General features: G+C 34.3%; 17 protein-coding genes and 1 riboswitch. Of the genes, 3 read left to right on the plus strand and 14 right to left on the minus strand.

Going from position 1 to position 18,987, the window contains the following annotated elements; genetic code table 11:
• Positions 1 to 145: 145 nt before the first annotated feature.
• The 5 genes from NiCM35_RS05075 to NiCM35_RS05095 form a co-directional block, all read right to left on the minus strand.
• Positions 146 to 565 (minus strand): GNAT family N-acetyltransferase, encoded by a 420-nt coding sequence (locus tag NiCM35_RS05075; RefSeq protein WP_095328877.1) that lies wholly within the window; start codon positions 563 to 565, stop codon positions 146 to 148.
• A 152-nt stretch (positions 566 to 717) separates the two neighbouring features.
• Positions 718 to 1,299, minus strand: coding sequence for an energy-coupled thiamine transporter ThiT (gene thiT / locus NiCM35_RS05080; RefSeq protein WP_095328878.1), 582 nt, complete (start codon positions 1,297 to 1,299; stop codon positions 718 to 720).
• A 69-nt stretch (positions 1,300 to 1,368) separates the two neighbouring features.
• Positions 1,369 to 1,467, minus strand: a riboswitch (TPP riboswitch).
• 109 nt (positions 1,468 to 1,576) lie between these two features.
• Positions 1,577 to 2,836 (minus strand): MFS transporter, encoded by a 1,260-nt coding sequence (locus NiCM35_RS05085; RefSeq protein ID WP_095328879.1) that lies wholly within the window; start codon positions 2,834 to 2,836, stop codon positions 1,577 to 1,579.
• Positions 2,823 to 3,428 (minus strand): TetR/AcrR family transcriptional regulator, encoded by a 606-nt coding sequence (locus NiCM35_RS05090; RefSeq protein WP_095328880.1) that lies wholly within the window; start codon positions 3,426 to 3,428, stop codon positions 2,823 to 2,825. The genes NiCM35_RS05085 and NiCM35_RS05090 overlap by 14 nt, the downstream gene beginning before the upstream one ends.
• Before the next feature lie 163 nt (positions 3,429 to 3,591).
• Complete coding sequence (locus NiCM35_RS05095) at positions 3,592 to 5,076, minus strand: aminotransferase class V-fold PLP-dependent enzyme (protein ID WP_123259394.1); 1,485 nt, start codon at positions 5,074 to 5,076, stop codon at positions 3,592 to 3,594.
• A gap of 107 nt (positions 5,077 to 5,183) precedes the next feature.
• Between NiCM35_RS05095 and NiCM35_RS05100 the strand changes: the two genes are divergently transcribed.
• Positions 5,184 to 6,131, plus strand: coding sequence for a tyrosine-type recombinase/integrase (locus NiCM35_RS05100; RefSeq protein WP_095328882.1), 948 nt, complete (start codon positions 5,184 to 5,186; stop codon positions 6,129 to 6,131).
• 51 nt (positions 6,132 to 6,182) lie between these two features.
• Here the strand turns inward: NiCM35_RS05100 and spoIIP are convergent, their stop codons facing one another.
• From spoIIP to NiCM35_RS05130, 6 genes are all read right to left on the minus strand, one after another.
• Positions 6,183 to 7,322 (minus strand): stage II sporulation protein P, encoded by a 1,140-nt coding sequence (gene spoIIP / locus NiCM35_RS05105; RefSeq protein ID WP_095328883.1) that lies wholly within the window; start codon positions 7,320 to 7,322, stop codon positions 6,183 to 6,185.
• Between the two features lie 257 nt (positions 7,323 to 7,579).
• Positions 7,580 to 7,999: a 3-hydroxyacyl-ACP dehydratase FabZ gene (gene fabZ / locus NiCM35_RS05110; protein ID WP_235850209.1), complete on the minus strand. Its 420-nt coding sequence runs from the start codon at positions 7,997 to 7,999 to the stop codon at positions 7,580 to 7,582.
• Positions 7,996 to 8,601, minus strand: coding sequence for a lysophospholipid acyltransferase family protein (locus NiCM35_RS05115; protein WP_095328884.1), 606 nt, complete (start codon positions 8,599 to 8,601; stop codon positions 7,996 to 7,998). Before NiCM35_RS05115 ends, fabZ begins: the two co-directional genes overlap by 4 nt.
• A gap of 428 nt (positions 8,602 to 9,029) precedes the next feature.
• On the minus strand, positions 9,030 to 9,902 hold the full coding sequence (locus tag NiCM35_RS05120) for an HAD family hydrolase (RefSeq protein ID WP_095328885.1): 873 nt from the start codon (positions 9,900 to 9,902) through the stop codon (positions 9,030 to 9,032).
• Positions 9,899 to 10,672 (minus strand): DeoR/GlpR family DNA-binding transcription regulator, encoded by a 774-nt coding sequence (locus NiCM35_RS05125; RefSeq protein WP_095328886.1) that lies wholly within the window; start codon positions 10,670 to 10,672, stop codon positions 9,899 to 9,901. The genes NiCM35_RS05120 and NiCM35_RS05125 overlap by 4 nt, the downstream gene beginning before the upstream one ends.
• Before the next feature lie 136 nt (positions 10,673 to 10,808).
• Positions 10,809 to 11,576, minus strand: coding sequence for an alpha/beta hydrolase family protein (locus tag NiCM35_RS05130; RefSeq protein WP_095328891.1), 768 nt, complete (start codon positions 11,574 to 11,576; stop codon positions 10,809 to 10,811).
• Positions 11,577 to 11,776: 200 nt separating this feature from the next.
• Here NiCM35_RS05130 and NiCM35_RS05135 point away from each other — a divergent pair, with 200 nt between their 5' ends.
• Positions 11,777 to 12,574, plus strand: coding sequence for a histidinol-phosphatase HisJ family protein (locus NiCM35_RS05135; protein ID WP_433778814.1), 798 nt, complete (start codon positions 11,777 to 11,779; stop codon positions 12,572 to 12,574).
• 269 nt (positions 12,575 to 12,843) lie between these two features.
• On the opposite strand, the gene manA is transcribed toward NiCM35_RS05135, so the two are convergent.
• Positions 12,844 to 13,788: a mannose-6-phosphate isomerase, class I gene (gene manA / locus NiCM35_RS05140; protein ID WP_123257724.1), complete on the minus strand. Its 945-nt coding sequence runs from the start codon at positions 13,786 to 13,788 to the stop codon at positions 12,844 to 12,846.
• Between the two features lie 223 nt (positions 13,789 to 14,011).
• Here manA and NiCM35_RS05145 point away from each other — a divergent pair, with 223 nt between their 5' ends.
• Positions 14,012 to 17,182, plus strand: a complete 3,171-nt coding sequence (locus tag NiCM35_RS05145) for a S8 family peptidase (RefSeq protein ID WP_433778816.1) — start codon at positions 14,012 to 14,014, stop codon at positions 17,180 to 17,182.
• A 53-nt stretch (positions 17,183 to 17,235) separates the two neighbouring features.
• Here NiCM35_RS05145 and NiCM35_RS05150 read toward each other — a convergent pair whose 3' ends face one another.
• The gene (locus NiCM35_RS05150; protein ID WP_095328895.1) at positions 17,236 to 18,459 is read right to left on the minus strand and encodes an MFS transporter; all 1,224 of its coding nucleotides are present in this window, start codon (positions 18,457 to 18,459) and stop codon (positions 17,236 to 17,238) included.
• Positions 18,456 to 18,890 carry a MarR family winged helix-turn-helix transcriptional regulator gene (locus NiCM35_RS05155; RefSeq protein WP_095328896.1) on the minus strand — a complete coding sequence of 145 codons (435 nt, stop codon included), beginning with the start codon at positions 18,888 to 18,890 and terminating at the stop codon, positions 18,456 to 18,458. Before NiCM35_RS05155 ends, NiCM35_RS05150 begins: the two co-directional genes overlap by 4 nt.
• Positions 18,891 to 18,987: the final 97 nt, after the last annotated feature.

An 18,987-nucleotide genomic window follows, 5' to 3' on the forward strand; every position in this document is an offset into this window, starting at 1 on the left:
ATATATCTCCAACCGAAAGAACTAATCAAAAATATTAATGGGAAAAATAAAAATAAAAGGATGAATATAAAATTACTCTTATTGTTCATTACTAACTCTCCTCTCACTTCTGGAAGTGCGTCTTAATTCGCTCATAAATACCTTACTAATTATACTCAAGGAACGTTTTCCTAAATCCATAAAATGACCGGAAGCCTTTGCTTTCATAGTAAGTATTAGAAGTACTGCTAGCCAGCATTTCTACTCTTGTTGAGGGGTATTTACTATGTACATAGTATAAGAGTTTTTCCCCAAGACCAATCCCTCTATAGTCCGGAGCAATGAGTAACTCACAAATAAACAAAGTAATCGATCGATCGGTAATGCCTCTAATATAGCCTATTAATTGATCATTAAGAGTGGCAACATAGGCTGCATTCGAATGATTCCAGGCAGACTTAGTATCTTCTTTCTTCTCTACTAAGTTAGTCCATTGTTCTCGTTTATTTAATTCATGAATTGATTGGAAATCGTCCTCTTTATATGGACGAATTTGAATACCTAACCCATTTTTTAAATTAATCATTTTCGCACACCTACTTTTCTAATTTTTGAATATCTTAGTAGTTATTGGTGTATTGCAATCATTTCTTATAAAAAATATGATTTTCCCCTTTGGAATATTGTACCATATGATAAGAAAAGACGCTCCTCAAGGAACGCCTTCTTTTGTACTCTTTAATTTTTAGAAGCTCCATTTACCGGTCGATCAAGGACAATGCGCGGAGCAGAAACTAATAAAAGAACTAGAATAATCGAACATAAAATAGTTGCTCCTACGTAGGAACCGCCGTTTACAATCAAGGAGTTGATAAATGGTGACATTCCTTTTGGTGCATAGCTCGCCCAAATAGTTACACCTGCAATGAAATGCCAAATATAGCGAGTAAACCCACCAACTACCACTGCTAATATTATTAAGCCAGTCGCTATTCCTTTTTGTTCCGTTTTTAACGCTTTTTGAATAGAGGAAGCAAATAATCCAGCAAAGCCAATACAAGCAAATGCAACTAAATATTCTAAAATTACTTGCCAGAATGTTAAAGCTTGTAAATCAAAAACTATTTGCAGTAGTCCCCATAAAAATCCTGCACTTGCACTAGCTTTAAAGCCCCAGCGAAATGCGACGATAAAAATAGGTACCATGGCAAAAGAAATCGAAGTATTAAATATTGGAATAGAAGGTAATAAATCAAGGATAAGTGCAACGGCCGCCATGATTGCCACTTCTATCATGACAACTAATTTCATATTTCTCATAAAAAAATCTCCTTTTTTTGCAGACCAAAAGGAGAACTAACGCGCGAAATGAATAATATAGCTATACTATATAAACTCTTCCCACATTCCTACGTTAGAATTAACTAACAGGTTCGAAGGGTCAGATCGATTGATCACTCTCAGCATTACGCTCCCCTTGTGGTTTGCTTTTTATCAAATTACATTCATTATAACATAGATTCTTATTATAAATAGGCGTTTTCTTTAAATAAATAAAATTCAGACGTTAATGTTTATAGCATCAATAATGAGATTTTTAAACTGTTTGGGTTATGTTCATTTGTTTTTTAGAATTTGTTTCCTTTTTAACAACATAACCCATTAATAACAAACCTAATATCCCAAATGAGAATAATCCTAAAGACATGGTTAAGGCAGAAATTTGAGTGCTTATCGTAATTGCTAAGCCAGCTACTATCATCTGTCCTTGACCAATCAATCCATTCAGAGCTAAATAAGAGCTGCGGTAATTTTCATTCACTAAATCTGCAAGGATGCTTTGATTAATCGGAACATACATCAATTCGCCTATTGAAATAAACAGCATCATCATAATAAGCCATAATGGTGACGAGATATAGGTTAGGATACAATAACTAACCACAAATAAACACATTCCTATAAAATATTGCTTATTGTCCGATATTTTTTTCATCATCCATGTAACAATACCTACACAAAAAACTACCAGTATAGTATTTTCCGCATGAAGAATCCCCACCATATTGATACCATTTACAGGAAGGATTCCAAAAAGGTTAGTATCTTGCATTGTATCTCTTAAGTGAATGGCAATATAATTTGTTAAGTGGCTCTCAAGAGAGAAGATAAGGAAGCAGGAAAGTAAGTAAATCATAAAAGTCCGGTCTTTCCAGACATGAAGATAATTAGACCAAATAGTAAATTTAGATTTATTGTCGCTCCTTAAAAATTTATTTTTCATAAGAGATTCTTTAATAAATAAATAGGTAACTAAGCTTGATCCAAGTGACACAATACCAACTGATAGGAAGAAATAGAAATGATAGTCAATAAAGAAAAATGCTCCTGTGATAGTACCAAGTGCGGTTGCTAAATTTGCTAGCCAATACATCGCTGTAAAAACAAATTTCCGTTGCTCTGCCAATACTAAATCATGAATCATTGCTGTAGATGCAGGGAAAAACATGCCATTAAAAAATAAATTAATCATAAATAAACCTGCGCTTATATATGGTAGATTAATCCGTGGTGAATTAAAGACTGCAATAAAAAGATAGGTTATTCCTATGCCCGCTTCTGCTATTATCATCATTTTTCTTCTCCCGATTCTATCTGCCAAGTAGCCGCCGATTAATGCGCCAACTATACCAGAGAGAATGACTATGATGACAATTACTCCTGTTACCGTTGTTCCGATTAGTGAGCTAAAATAAACAGATATATAAGGGATGATTGCACTTGATGTTAAAGAAGTAACAAACTGTAAATACATGCGGATACGAAGGGAAATATGTAATTGGCTAAATGTTTTCATCGGCATATTCCCCTTCCATACCAAATAAACGGTAAGCTTGATTTGTAAATGTGCTTGTAAACATAGCATGCGCATGATCTGAATAGGTTAACCGAGCTCCCATTAGGAAAGCCAGATATCCATACCCCACCTCTTTGGAGTTACTTTTTGGCAAGAAGCCTTTTTCCATTCCTATATGAACAATTTCTTGAATATAAACTAAAAATAGTTCAACAAATTCATCTAATGCATGAATTTCAGCGAATCTATCTGGCTGCCCAATCACATATTGCACAATACGAAGTTCTTTTTCGGACTCCATGAATAAATTCAGATGTTTTCGAATGATATATTTAAGTTTTTCTTCAGTTAAATCAGTAAGTTCATTTTTGGTTTCATTTATTATCTCCTTAAATAATTGGAGAGGTCTATTTACACATTCTGTAAACAAAGTTTCTTTATTTTCATAATAAGTAAATACCGTTCCAAAACTAACACCTGCTTCTGCAGCAATATCCTTAATGGTTGTTTTACTAAAACCGTTATGTGAAAACAACTTTAAAGCAGCTTGGTAAATATCTTCTTTTTTTTGTTCAGATCTTGGTTTAGCCATTTGAATTCCTCATTTCTTAAATGATTGATTAATCAATCATATTATATAAAAGAAAATATTGGTAGTCAAACTCTTTTTGTGAAATTTTCAAACTATTTATCCCCTTACTAAAAACTCCCTTATTAAGGGAGTGAAGTAAATGTATGTCGTTCGTTGCTGTCACTTATATCGTAAACAAATCCTTCATCTGTAATTTATCTCTTCTTATTGAATGATATTCACAAGAGAACGGCTTTGTTACATAGTCCTTTTTCCATTCATCTTGATAATTTAGAATCTTTTTAATAGCATCCACTATATAATATACTTCTGCGTTACTCATAGTAGGATGTAAGGATATTCGCACCCACCCTGGTTTATGCGAGAAATTTCCTTCTTGTATTTCTTTGCTTATTTCTTTTGAATATGCCTTTGTAATTGGTAGTAAATAATGTCCGTATGGACCAGCACACGAACAGCCACCCCTTACTTGTATACCAAAGCGATCATTCAATAATAGTACAACTAAATCATAATGAATATCTTCACAAATAATCGAGATAATCCCTAACCTATCTTCATTTTCGCTTTCTAGTATTCGAACTCTATTGATTTTCTTCAGTTCTGTCATAGCTAATTGAATTAATTCCTTCTCTCTAGCTGCTATTCTTTCTATTCCCATTTCTTCTTTTAGTTGTATACATAATGCTATTTTAATCGCTTGTAAAAATCCTGGTGTTCCCCCATCTTCTCGTTCTTCCTCCTCTTTTTTGTAAAGGATATCTCCCCACTCATTCGTAAAATCAACGGTTCCCCCTCCTGGCTGATCCGGTATACTGGAATAAATAAGCTTCTTTGACATCACTAGCACTCCGCTCGTTCCCGGTCCACCTAGAAATTTATGAGGTGAAAAATAAATAGCATCTAATCGTTCCTCTTTATCATCAGGATGCATATTCATTTCTACATAAGGAGCTGATGCAGCAAAGTCAACAAAGCAATAGCCTTTATACTTATGCATTATTTTTGCCAGCTCGTGGTAATTTGTTTTCCTTCCAGTAACATTGGAGCATGCTGTAAATGCCCCTATTTTTAATGGGATGTCCTTATATTGCTCTAGCAGAGATTTTAAATGTTCCATGCTGACATCCCCACTGTCATTTGGCTTAATCATTATGACATCTGCATTTGTTTCCAACCATGATAAATAATTAGAATGATGTTCCATATGAGTGACAAATATTACAGCGATTTTCTCTTTTTTCGCACAGGCACAGCCATTCTTTAAACCTATTATTCTTTGTAATTTATTAACAACCCCTGTCATACCAAATCCATCGAATAAAATAATGTCATTTTCGTCTGCATGAACATGTTTTTTGATGATTCGCTTTGCTTCCTTATATGCCTTAGTCATATAAGTACCCGTAACATTTGACTCTGTATGTGTATTAGCAACATACGGTCCTAATTTATGGATGATCTTCTCTTCAATAGTCTTATATAATCTGCCACTTGCCGTCCAATCCGCATATAGCAGCTGTTGCGTTCCATAAGGTGTAGAAAAGGTTAAATTATTGCCAATGATATTATGCTTAATTTTTGAAAAATATTGCTCTAATTTAGTATGATATTGGTAGACAGACTCACCAACTTTAATTCTAATCAATTTAAAATCCCCTTTCTCTCTCCTTCTTTAACCTATGTCAAAATAAGAAGAGAGGTTATTGCATTTCGGATAGTTTGAAAAAAATTCATAAGAAGGATGGAACATATATGATGATTACCTTGCCTGATTATGCACTTGATTATATGGAGAACTTAAATCAATCTGGACGAAGCAAACTTACATTAAAACAATATGAATCTGATTTAAAGAAATTTTTCAGCTGGCTCTCTACATACAAGGAAAATACTAAATTTGAAACAATAAAGGCATTAGGTGCTGATGATATTCGCGCTTACTTTCATTATTTAAAGGAAAAGCAACTGTCACAAGCAACTATACGCCGACTTGCATCTGTCCTTAGCCGACTATTGATGTACCACCAATGTGTTTGCGCCCATGAAATTCATAAACTAGCTGAAGCTGCCCCATTGCGTTCCCTAACTACAAAAGATTTTATTACAAGTGAAGAATCTAATAAATTATTGCAAAACCTGCTGACAAAGGATTTTGAAGGAACTAAAAAATCGGCTCGAAACTATCTGCTGGCAAGAAATTGGACAATTGTGACTTTATTAAAAACCTTTGGCCTGACACCTCTCGATATACACAGTATTAAAATGAAAGATGTGAACTTTGCACAAGGAGAACTAACTCTTCATAGAGAAGAATCTGGGTTCCTTCTCACCATTCCAAATGATATTCTGACAAAATTACGAGCATACTACTTTTCCATTCCGGAAGTCTTGCGGCCAAAATATTATTCTAATGATCCCGTCTTTGTTGCTTTTAACAATATTTCTTATTCTTTTCAATATGATTATGATCGACAAAAACCAAAAGCTCTGTCTGTCCGCGCTATTCAAGAAATGATTAAAGATGAAGTAAAAAGAGCAGGTTTGCGTAAAATTTCTGCAGTCAATTTTCGCAATGCTGCTATATTAAAAGAACTAGCATTAGGCGTAAGCGATGAGAAGGTAATGCATCAATTTCATTTAACAAGTGAAGCTGCCCTTAGAAGGTATAAACAATATTTGCAAAATAAAATCAATAGATAAATAGAAAAAAGCTGGATCTCCAATATAAAAGTTGGTCCAGCTTTTTCTTAGTTATTGCTGTGTCGCGTCATTTTCTTCCCAATACACCTTTGAGAATACGTCAGCAAATGCTTCAATGCTGCGATTCAGTTCTCCTTGCGTATTGTCTATCCCACCTACTTCAAGTAGAATAGCACGATCAGAAAAGTTCTGATTGTATACTCCGTTTCCTTCTTCTTTTCCCTTCAAGAATACGCCTCTCGATATTCCAGGGTATTTTTTTTGCAGTTCTGCATGAAGCTTTTTGGCAAATTCTTGATTTTTTTCATAGCCTTTATTCGCATTGCCTATAATAAATAGTAATTTGGCATAGCTTTTACCATCAATCGTAGCACTAGTAGTTTTTTTCCTTGCTGAATCTCGGTGTATATCAATTAAATAGTTTAAATGTTTATTTTCGCTAACTGCTGTCTCCACCACCTCTTTAGAAACGGCATAAGATGAGAAGAAATTCCAGCCTCTATCAAGAAGCTTTTGGTTAATATTTGTTTTATCTAATTGCACGCCAATTCCTTCATCTTGCAATATACTACTTAATTTATTACTTAGCCCAACTACATTGGCCCGTTCATCTGAGCTGACTGCTTCATTTTCATTTGCATTCTTTAAAAGTGGTAGATATGCTTCTAGATTATGAGTATTGTAAACCAAAACTGTTTTATTTTTAGGAGTAGTTACTGGAGCTTTATTCTCTGAAGGCTTATCTTCCTTCTCCACTTTTTCTTCATCTACTTCTTTAGGGTTCTTCATAAGCTCCTTAGAAGGAGTTGACTCAAATGGTAGATTAGCAAGACTTGTCCCTTCTTCTGCGACAACTATTTCAGTATGAAAAAAAGTCAGAGCAGGTAGTTCTCTTCCTAAAAGAGTGCGTGTGTCATCTAAACGAATATTAGTGGCAATTTGAAAAAGAATATTTCCGATTGAAAGTCCCTTTCCATCTGATTTTGGAAAAAGATGATTTTCACTATGAAATATTTCTGTATAAATTTCCGTTGTATTTACTGATTTTAAAATATTGGCAACATTATCAGAAGTTAATTTAAAGGAAAAAATAGAGGTCGTGATTCCCGCAATAAGGATAAACATTAGGATGATTCCTAATATTGTTGTATTCAAATATTGGATTAATGTACGTGTTTTGGAGGTTTGCATATAGGTACATCCCCTTTCTCCTTATAGATATATGTCTATTTACTAGAAAATAGTCTTGTAATCTATGAAATATTTGATAGGGAAATGTAATTATTTTAAAGATGATTGAGAAATTTTTTTATTATGTTGATTGCGTAAAATTTATTATAAAGACTATAGGAAGCTGCTATTTTTAGCTATCCAGTCTTCCATAAAAATAAAAATCACCTTCTAGAAAGATTGTCCTTTTCTAGAAAGTGACCAAGTAACTACTTTGCTTATTGAAAGGAAAAAAGAAACTCTGCTTCACAAATCAATTCACCAGCTACTGTTGCTTTCCCACTTGCTTTAGCAAAGCTATTTTTCACCTTTTCAACCATTACTTCCATACAAAGTTCATCTCCAGGAAAAACTGGCTTTCGAATTTTGGAATGATTAATGCCTGCTAATAAGGCGAATTTATTCCTATGTTTTTCTTCGCTATGAATAGCTACTGCTGTAACTTGCGCAATCGCTTCAATTATAAGGACGCCTGGCATAATCGGATTATTGGGGTTTTGCCCCGTCGCAAATGTGTCTTCCTTGTTAATCTGCTTTACTCCAACTGCCATTTTGCCTTCTTTTAACTCTAATATTTCATCTACTAGAGGCAGAGGATACCGACTTAGTATATCCTTCACTTTCTGTAGATTCATCATTGCTTACCGCCTCTTTTATCTAATTCATTTTGTAATTGTGCCATTACATCGCTTAATTCTCTTGTAATATCAGCTGGATCTTTTTTCGTACCATCTTCATTTTTCAAAAAAATTGGATCACCAAATATAACACGGATTTTCCTTCCCCTTAACAGCCCCTTTAAATCCGTAGGACCACTATAAGCTGCTGGAACGATAGGTACTCTCGCCAAGTTTGCAATCGTAGCAGCTCCCTTTTTTAATGGCACATCCTCAGAAGTTCTTGTTCCACTAGGAAAAATTCCTACTATCTTTTTTTCCTTTAAAAGTTTTACTGGCGTTTTAATACTGCTTGGGCCTGGATTTTCTCGATCCACTGGAAAAGCATTAATACTATGCAAAAATTTCGCTGCATTTGGTTTATTAAATAACTCTTTCTTAGCCATAAAGTGAATTTCATTTGGTAATAAAGAAGTACCAAGCGCAACCACATCCACCCATCCAATATGAGAACATGCAACCACATAACCAGTATCTTGCGGTAATTTATCTTTATTGATTACCTTTGTTCTGCCGAAAATTTTTAAGACAACATTTGCAAATCTGCTCGTAAATGCATACATTTTTTCTTTCTCCTTTATGTGAAAATTACTTATTATTTATGTGTAGCTATACTATATGTAAGATTTTTAAAATGGCCAAATACAAATATTCCGCTGTTAAAAACCGCTATCAAAAATAATATCATCTGCTATTAGTACTAGATACTATTTTTTTACTACCTACTTATTATATCTCATTCTCCTTAAAAAAAATAGTATCAAACAACTACAAAATAGGCGTCTTCCACATAATGGATCAACTGTAATTAAAGCAGTAATTTATCGAACTAATTTTCAAACAAGTTGGTGATCAAAGAATGGCCACAACCTTTATTTATCCAAATAATAAAAAAAACCTAAACGATCATACGAAATTCTAATGGCCTCTCCGTATAATTGTTTAGGTTTATATTTGATTCTAAGTCTTATATCCATGCAGGGTTCCTATATTATACGGTTATCGAAGACAATACTAATCGTTTAATCGTATTTGCGACTCCATCCTGGTCATTCGTTTCAGCAACCTCTAGTGAAGCTTCTATTACATCCTGCCTTGCATTTCCCATCGCCACAGGATATCCGACCTTTGTCAGCATCGAAAGATCATTCATACTGTCACCCATTGCTAACACATCCTTTAAGTGAATTCCTAAGTGATTTGCTAATTTTGCCAGTGCATTTCCTTTGGAGGCATCCTTATGTTCAAATTCAAAATTATAGGTACCAGATGTCACAATGGTGATGCTGGAATCATCTTCGAACGTTTTCCATCCAGTGTCTAGCTTCTCCTTATCAAAGGAAAATGCCAAAATATTATAGACATCAATTGCTGGATTTTCTATTTCTTTATAGCTATCAATATAAGAAAATCCTGTTTGCGCAAATTGAATAGTCGCATGTTTTTCAAGCTCTTCTCTGCTAATTTGAGGATTTGCCGTACATAAACGATCTAGTTCAATGGCAATTAATTGTCTACCACGCTGTGGCGAGTATAGATAATCGTTGCTAAAAACTTCATAATAGTAATCTCTCTCATCTAACCATTGCAATAGATTCATTGCTTTTGTCTTATCCATCGGAAGATGATCAAATAGTTTTCCTTCTGGATCATGGATAGTCGCACCATTTGCGCCAATAACCCATGTTTTTAGTCCGGTTTCTTTGAAAATCTCCATAACATCTGGATAGTTTCGCCCTGTTGCTACAATTACTTCTATTCCTTTTTCTTGTGCACTTTTCAAACTGGCTGCATTTTCTGGACTAATCTTACTTTCATGATTTAAAAGAGTTCCATCTAAATCGGTTACAATACATGTAATCATCCTTCTCCATCCTTCCTGTCTGCCACTAATAATTCCACACCATTTTCCTTTAATAATTGAATAAACCATTCTTCCGGTTCTTTATCAGTGATAAAGAGATCAATATCGGAAAGATTCGCGAATTGGTAAAAGTCAGTGATGCCAATCTTGCTATTATCGGCAACTACAATAACCTGCTTTGCTTGCTGCATCATCTTCTTTTTAACATCGCCGTCTTCTTCGTCAACAATTGTTAGTCCCTTTTCAGATATACCGACAATACCAATAAACACTTTATCTACATAATATTTATCCAATCGTTGAATAACAGAATTCCCATATAAATAGCGATGTTCTTTTTGCATTACTCCACCTAATAAGTGGATTTTCGGCAATTGTTTATCTGATAAAATATCTGCCAAATTAATAGAATTTGTTATCACTGTACATTCTTGATTAATAAAACTTCCGATTGCCTGTACAGTGGTAGAAGCATCTAAAATTATATGATCATTCTCACGAACAAAGGATGCAGCTAATTTTCCAATTGCTTTCTTTTCTTCTGAGACAGCTTTCAATCGATTATGATAATTATCTACTTTGCGATGAGTTTTTGGTAAAAGCGCACCCCCCCTTGTTCGAATAATTGCTTGTTCCTCTTCTAGTTTTACTAAATCCCTTCTAGCTGTATCTCTGGAAACATGAAAGAGAGAACAAATTTCTTCCACCGTTATTTTTTCATGCTCATTTAAGTGCTGTATAATCTCCACTAATCTTTGCTCTTGTGCCATATTATCCCCTCAAATTCATTTCATCTATTTACATTTTAAGTTATTTACTTATAAATTTCCATTATAATAAGCAAAATAATTATTTTTACTTAAAAAAACGCAAACGGATATCTATTTCATCCATTTGCGTTTTTAATTATTTCCTTTCTAACCAGTCAACCGTTCCATTAATCAGCTTCAAAAATTGCCTTCCAGATGAGAATGTATGTACACCATCTTCAATAAGTATGGAATCAACTGTTCCTGTATTTCTAGTTAAATATTCATTTTTATATTTATTCAAATAGTGATAAGGAATATCCTCATCAGCTGTACCGTGCACTAGAAGCACATCTCCTGAAAATTTATGACAGCTAGTTAATGGTTGATAATCTGTTAAAGAATCAAAATAAGTTTGAAAAAAAGAATAACCATAAAAATCAACAACTTCCCTCTCTGCTAATTCAGATAATCTAGCTTTACCAAATATTCGTTTAATATCAACCGCTGGATCTCCGACAGCAGCCCACTGAATTAACCGGCTGACCCGTGAATCTTTGATAGCTGTCAATACCGCGACAGCTCCTCCCAGACTATGACCAAGTAAAATAAGTTCCGTTATCGAGAATCCATCATAAGCAAATTGAATAATTGCTTCTGTCTGTTCTATTAAATCAGACAATTGCGTGCTGCCATACTCACCACTTGATTCACCACATCCCCTATAATCAAAACGAATCACTAAATAACCCAATTCAGTCAGTACATTACTTGCCTTTACAAACAAGCGATCAACGCCAATTCTACTGCCAATTAACCCATGACACATTATCACTACTTTATATTCACTCTGTATTTTCTTTGGATAATCAACAGACAAAACAATAGTATCGTCTTTCCAGTTGATTGTTCTTACCTCGGTCATTATTTCTTCCTCCTAAATACTTCATATATCTATTATACATTATTCCTACCTGTTTAGTAAGTTTAAAAGAAGAATTTTCTGAAATCTTTTTCCTCATAAAATAATAGAACCTCTTTCCAACTTCAAGTTTGTTATTAAAATATGGTAGAATAAACAAGCAATATTTCATTAATTAAAGCGCGTCATTAAAGGAGATTCTTATGTATTATATTGATTATCATTATCATCATCATTCCAACCATTCATTTGATTCTAAGGCAATAATGATGGATATTTGTGAAAATGCCATAAGTAAAGGGGTAAACGAAATTTGTTTTACCGAACACTTTTCTGTCAATCCGAATGCTCCTACTTACGGTCATATGATTTGGCCAACATATCTAGAAGACATTAACAAATGTAGAATTCGTTATCAGGATCAATTAATAATTAAATTAGGAATTGAACTATGTGAACCCCATTTATTACGTGAACAATATAAAGCAGTGTTAGCACCGATTCCTTTTGATTATATCCTTGGTTCTGTTCACAATTTACATGGGCTTACACTTCGTAAATATATGAATACTCACCCTGATGAGGATATTTATCTTACTTATTTTAAAGAGGTTCTTGAATTAGTTACATACGCAGATATTGATGTCCTCGCTCATTTTGATTTAATGAAGCGCTATGCCCATCCCATACGAGGTATCTATCACTTCCCTGACTATCAGGAGATTATCACTACTATCTTAACAACAGCAATCAAAAGAAACATTGGTTTAGAAATTAATACTTCTGGCTGGCGAACAAGCTTAAATGAATCATTACCTTCTATAGAAGTTTTGGCATTATATAAAAAGTTAGGTGGCGAAATACTTACAATTGGTTCTGATTCCCATAGAAAAGACGATGTTGGCGCCGGTTTCATGCAAGCTCTTAATCTAGCAAAGAAAGCAGGTTTTACAGCATATTACAAATATGAAAAAAGAAAACCTATTCGAATAGATATGTAGAAATCTTAACAGCTTCTTATAAGCATTAGAGCTATACTAGCAGAGACTCTTCTATTGTAATGAGAAAGTAGAAGGATTTCCGACCATTCCGTTAGGATAGGATGAAAAAATTATCAATTAAAAGGATAATACAGCACTACTCAATAATCATCCCAAACTAAATAAAAAAAGAGTGCATAGGTAGTTACCGATAAAAGTTAGTATTGTTATTCTAACTTTTGGAGATCAGTATCCAAATGACACTCTTTTTTTATTTTTGCAAATTCGTTTTAGATATAGGAAACAATCAGCTCTGCTTTCCCAGCCAATTCAAATTCACCAAATTTATATGGCAGTATGAAATGATCCCCTTTTTGGAAAGTGAATTCTTTGCCATCCTTTTGCAGAGATCCATCTCCTTCAATTACGCTACATAGTAAAAAAGCTTGGTCTTGTTCTCTAGTAGACTGTCCGTCCAACACCCATTTTTCTACTGTAAAATAATCACATGTAACAAATTTAGTAATCTCCATGTTTCCTTGTTGTTTAACAAGTGGAGTAGTTGCCGCTAATTGATGTGGAACAGTTGTAACGTTAATTGACTGTTCAATATGCAGCTCTCGCTTATTGCCGTCGCTATCTGTACGATCATAGTCATATACGCGATATGTGGTATCCGAATTTTGTTGCGTTTCAAGGATGATAATCCCTTCACCAATAGCGTGAATCGTTCCGCTAGGTACAAAGAAGAAATCACCTTTTTTCACTGGTACCTTGTTTAGTAATTCATCCCATTTATTTTCCGCTATCATCGTTGTTAATTCATCTTTTGTGTTCGCGTGATGCCCAAAAATGATTTCTGCTCCATCCTGACAGTCAATAATATACCAACATTCCGTTTTACCAAGTTCTCCATTTTCATGAACTTTTGCATAGTCATCATTTGGATGCACTTGCACAGATAAATCTTGATTAGCATCTAATATTTTTGTTAATAAAGGAAAACGGTCACCTTCCATATTTCCAAAAAGCTCACGATGATTCTCCCATAACTCTTCTAAGTTTTTACCCGCTAATGATCCGTTCTTCACCATACTTTGACCATGAGGATGTGCTGAAAACGCCCAGCACTCTCCTGTTACTTCACTGGGAATATCATACCCAAAGCTACGTAGTGCTGTACCGCCCCAAATTCTTTCTTTAAATACTGGTTTAAAAAATAATGGCTCGTTCATGTGATTTGGAACTCCTTCTTTACAATATTTACTAGACTATTCTATCATATTCCAAAGTAAATTGGTTTTTATTTTCATAAAACGAAAATGTCGATCTGCTTTCTATATTATTAAATGAAATTGATAACATACATTTTTTTCTAAAAATACAAAAAATATGAGGACAAAGAGGTAGAAAGGTGTTTTAATAGATTTGTAATATATTACTAATAGGAGGAGAATTATGTATAAAAAGCGTAAATGGAAAACCTTATTTGCTTTGTTATTAACGGTGACATTAGTATTAAGCGCCATGCCATCGAAAGAGATTCTAGCATCAGAAGGAGAAATTTCAGCTGATACTCTTTCAATCGGAAAAGAGTTATCCTCGAGCTTTCAGCCAGATGAATATGTTAAATGGTTTAAGATTGATCCAAAATCTGTCGTGACTAAAGCAACTCACCTGGAGGTCGAATTGAATTCGACGGAAGAAATGAATATTAGCGTATATTCAAGTAAAGATAATGCTATGTCAGACAACACCTTCGATCGATATAACGCCGTTAGCTTTATGGATAATAAGGGCGTCATTTACTTCCCGATTGCTTGGGAAGGGCCATACTATATTAAGGTTGAGTATTATTCCAACACAGATGACGAGGAATACATAGAAGAAGAGGAAGTACCTGAACCGAATAGTCAATTTTCCTTAAAAGTAACGGATACAAAGCAAGCTCCTACTGTTGAAACAGAAGAAGCATGTCCAGTTGAATTAAGTACTAAGGAGACAAAGGACAATCAACCACTCCTTACACAATTACGTACCATTAGAGATACCATTTTGTCTTCAACCGCAAATGGGAAAAAACTATCTTCTTTATACTATCAAGTATCTCCATTTTTATCAGCGAAAATGATATTTAATAAGCAGCTAAGACAAGATGTATTAACAAATTTAAATACATTAAAACCGATTTTCGCTAATCTGCTTGATAATGGTACAAGTAGCACCTATAAGATAGGGAAAAACGAAGCAAAAGCAATAAATAATTTGTATGAAATCGCCTTAGAAGCTTCTCCTACCGCTTTACAAACTAAGATTTCAACCCTCGCTAACAAAGTAGAATTATCTAATATTGAAGGAAAAACGCTTGATGACATTTTTACTTTATTAGGAGCTTCCAGTTCAAGTATTACGAACAAAGAGATAAATAATAAATATATTGTAAAAATGAAAGCTGGTAAAACAGTTTCTTCTTTAAAAAACAGCTTGGGTAAGGCTTCTGCTCAAACGATTAAAGGTTTAGAAGGAAGCGAAAAAATTGCTGACGGCATGTTTACCCTTGAATTAAAGGAAGGAAAATACACAACGAAAAGTGCTAATACTCTTATTAACAAGATTCAAAAAGCAAAAGAAGTAGAATATATAGAGCCTGTACAGCAGTATACCTTACTATCCTTGCCAAGTGATGTTTCTGCACCTTACCAATGGTCATTAAAAAACACTGCCCAAACAAATGGGAAAAATGGTGCTGATATTCAATTTGAAAAGCTTTATCAGCTTCAACAATCTACTGATGTTAAACAAATGAAAATTGCTGTCTTAGATACTGGTGTGGATGCTTCATTAGCCGATTTAAAAAATAAAATCACAGCGGGTTATAATTTTATTAACGAATCAGACAATGTATATGATGACAATAATCATGGCACACATGTAAGTGGCATTATTGCAGCGGGCATAAATAATGGCTATTCAATGTCTGGCATCCATACAAACGCAAAAATTATGCCAGTCAAAATATTAGATGCATCTGGCTCTGGTGACACGGAACAAATTGCAAAAGGAATTAAATATGCAGTAGATCATGGTGCAAAAGTTATCAACATGAGTTTGGGTGGTGGTTATAGTAGAGTAATTGAGTCCATGCTGCAATATGCCAACAGCAAAAATGTCACTATTATTGCCGCAAGCGGAAATAATGGTTATGAAGGCCTTGATTATCCGGGCTCTTCCAAATATGTAACGGCTGTTGGGGCTTCCAACGATTTAGATATCGTTGCTGATTATTCAAGTTATGGAAAAGAGCTTAAGCTTGTTGCACCAGGTTCCAACATTCCAAGTCTGGTTCCCAATGGAAATCTCGTGTTATACAGTGGTACTTCAATGGCTACTCCACATGTATCTGCTGTAGCTGGATTATTGCTTTCTTTAAATGGAAAGCTGAAGCCTAAAGAAGTAGAAAAATATTTAATTGAAACAACAACATCTATTGTTTTTAAGGAAAATGACAATCCTGAAAATGAATTTTCGGAAGAATATCCAGAAGATTTACCTGCTAGTAGTAATCCCATCGGTTTTGATAAAGTATCTGGCTGGGGGCGATTAAACGCATTTTCTGCTTTTAGTGCTCTAAAATTAAACGCAAAAATTAATCCTGTTTATAATAGTACTCGATTACTTACCGGGACAGCTGAACAAGGAAGCAAAGTAAGTGTAAAACTTGGCAGTAAAACCTATTCTTCGTCAGCAGACAAAAATGGCAAGTTTACAGTAGAAATACCTTTACAAAAACCGGATAAGCTTATGTATATCCAACTTTCAAGCAAAAATGGAAATGCAAGTACTTCCCTCAGAACGACTGTTCAAAGAGACACGAAAGCTCCAAATTTACCAACGATTCAAAAACTTGGCGATAATGATAGTTTGATGAAAGGTACAAGTGAACCTTTTGCTTATATTAATGCAAAGGTTAAGGGGAAATTGATTGGTAAAGGAAATGCAGATAAAAATGGGAAATTCGCTATTAAAATCAAAAAACAGAAAGCTAATACAATTGTATCTGTAACAGCTGCAGATGGTGCAAAAAATACAAGTAAACCAGCAACCGTAAAAGTTGTGGATAACACTCCACCTCCCATGCCAACGATAACGGGAACAATCAGTAATAAATCAGATAAAATCACTGGTAAAGCGGAAGCTAATTCTACTGTTACTGCCAAAGCAGGCAAAAAGAAGCTCGGTTCTGCAGTTGCTGATAAAAAAGGAAAGTATACGATTAAAATTAAAAAGCAAAAAGAAAATACGAAAATCAGTGTTACAGCTACAGATAAGGCAAAAAATATAAGTAAAGCGAAGACTATTACAGTAGTAGATAAAATAGCTCCTGCTAAGCCAAAAGTAAATACGATCACGACGAAAACAACAAAAGTGACAGGAACTTCTGAAAAAAATGCGACCATTATCATTAAAAGAAACAACAAAGTATTAGCAGAAGGAAAAACAAATAAAAAAGGAGCTTTTTCTATCAAAATTAAAAAGCAAAAAGAAAAAACCTCTTTAACTATTACGGCAAAAGATACATCTGGTAATGTCAGCAAACCTGTTAAAAAAGTGGTCACAAAGGCAAAATAATAAAAAGGCTCTCCTTTTTAGAAAAATTCCATTTCTAAAAGGAGAGTCTTTTTTTAAGCACTTGTATTTAATTGTTCTTCCTTAGCTACTGTCGTTTCATTTCTAATCGTTTTACCATGCAAATAGTAATAAACAGCAATGCCGATTAAAATATAAATGCTGCTTAATGAATAGAATGAATTCAACCCAATAGCATCACCAATAATTCCTACAATATAGGAGCCGAACCCTATTCCTATATCAAATATGGATAAAAATGTAGCTGTTGCAAGCCCTCTTCGATGTGGCGCTGCTTTCTGAATCGCAATGGTTTGTAGACATGGAAACATTGATCCATATCCTAAGCCGATTAATGCAGCAGAAAGTAAGAACATCCATTCTGTTTGTGCAGTCCCCAGGATAATCATCCCAATGGAAAATAAGATGATACACGGATAAACAATTTTATTTGCACCATAGCGGTCAAACCACTTACCAGCAAAAGGTCTTGCTATTAACATAAAGATAGCGTAAACCACAAAGAAATATCCTGAAACACTTATAAATCCTTTGTTTTCAGCGTAAACCGAAACAAATGAAAGAATCGATGAATAAACAATCCCAAATATCGCTGCTACGATACTAATTTTTACTGCCGTACTCTCTATAATTCTATCAAATTGAAATCCTTTTTTCGCCTCTGCTTCTTTGTCTACTCTCTCTGTCTCCATATCTGACTCTAGTTTCATAAATCCACCTGTTAGAATCGCAAAGAAAGCAAAAATTAGCGCCAATGTAAACAAGGTAGAAGTTCCCCATGAGTTAATTGCTTGCAGTCCGATAAATGGACCGACTACCATTGCTAAATTCATACTCATCGAATAATACCCCATGCCCTCTCCTCTTCTAGAACTTGGCAAAATATCTGCAACAATCGTTCCTGTTGCAGTTGTAGCCATACCAAATCCAATGCCGTGTATTGCGCGAACGATGAGCAAACTAGTAATTGAATCAGTAAATAAATAAAAAACCGCTGCCACTAAGAAAATAAGTAATGAAGTAACAAATATAGCTTTTTTGCCAAACTTCTGCATCAAGTTACCAGCTACTGGGCGGATGAGAATAGCTGTTATAATAAATACCGTAACAATTAAGCCTGCTGTAGACTGCTTTCCATTCAATTCTCGAATCGCATAAATTGGTAATGAAACTAATAAAAAATAAAACGTCATAAATAAAAAAAAGTTACTTATCCATATTTGGATAAATCCCTTTGTCCATAATGGTTCTTTATTCAATTCTTTTCCTCCTTGATTGTTAATGAATGAGTCCATTCAAAAATTATGTGTTGTAAAGTCTTTCGAGATTCGATTGGCAATTGTTCAAGTAACTCCTGATTTGCTTGCAGAACAGCTGCTTCCCATTTCGCATACTGCTGTATAGCAAAATCTGTTAGAAAAACTCTATTTGTCCTCTTGTCTTCTCCCTTTATTTGCAGAACATATTTTTTCTCCACGAGCTTCTTTATGGTACGTGTTACTGGAGGGGGTTCTATGGATAGATAATCGGCGATTTCCTTTTGGGTAAGGGGACCATTCTTTTTTAATACATACAAAATTGCCCATTCAGAACTATAAATATCAAATGGCTCAAGTGCTGTATTTAATTGTTTGGTTAATTGTCGTGCGAGCTGCTGGATAGAATGGAATAAATCATGAGTCGTGTTCATTGCTTTCTCCGATCTAAAAATAATTACCTAGGTAACTATATCATATCTTTGTGGGAGATGGCAATATAATATTTCATTTAAACAAACGTTTGATTAA

The organism is Niallia sp. M35 (assembly GCF_050971705.1).
Taxonomy (GTDB): domain Bacteria; phylum Bacillota; class Bacilli; order Bacillales; family Cytobacillaceae; genus Niallia; species Niallia circulans_A.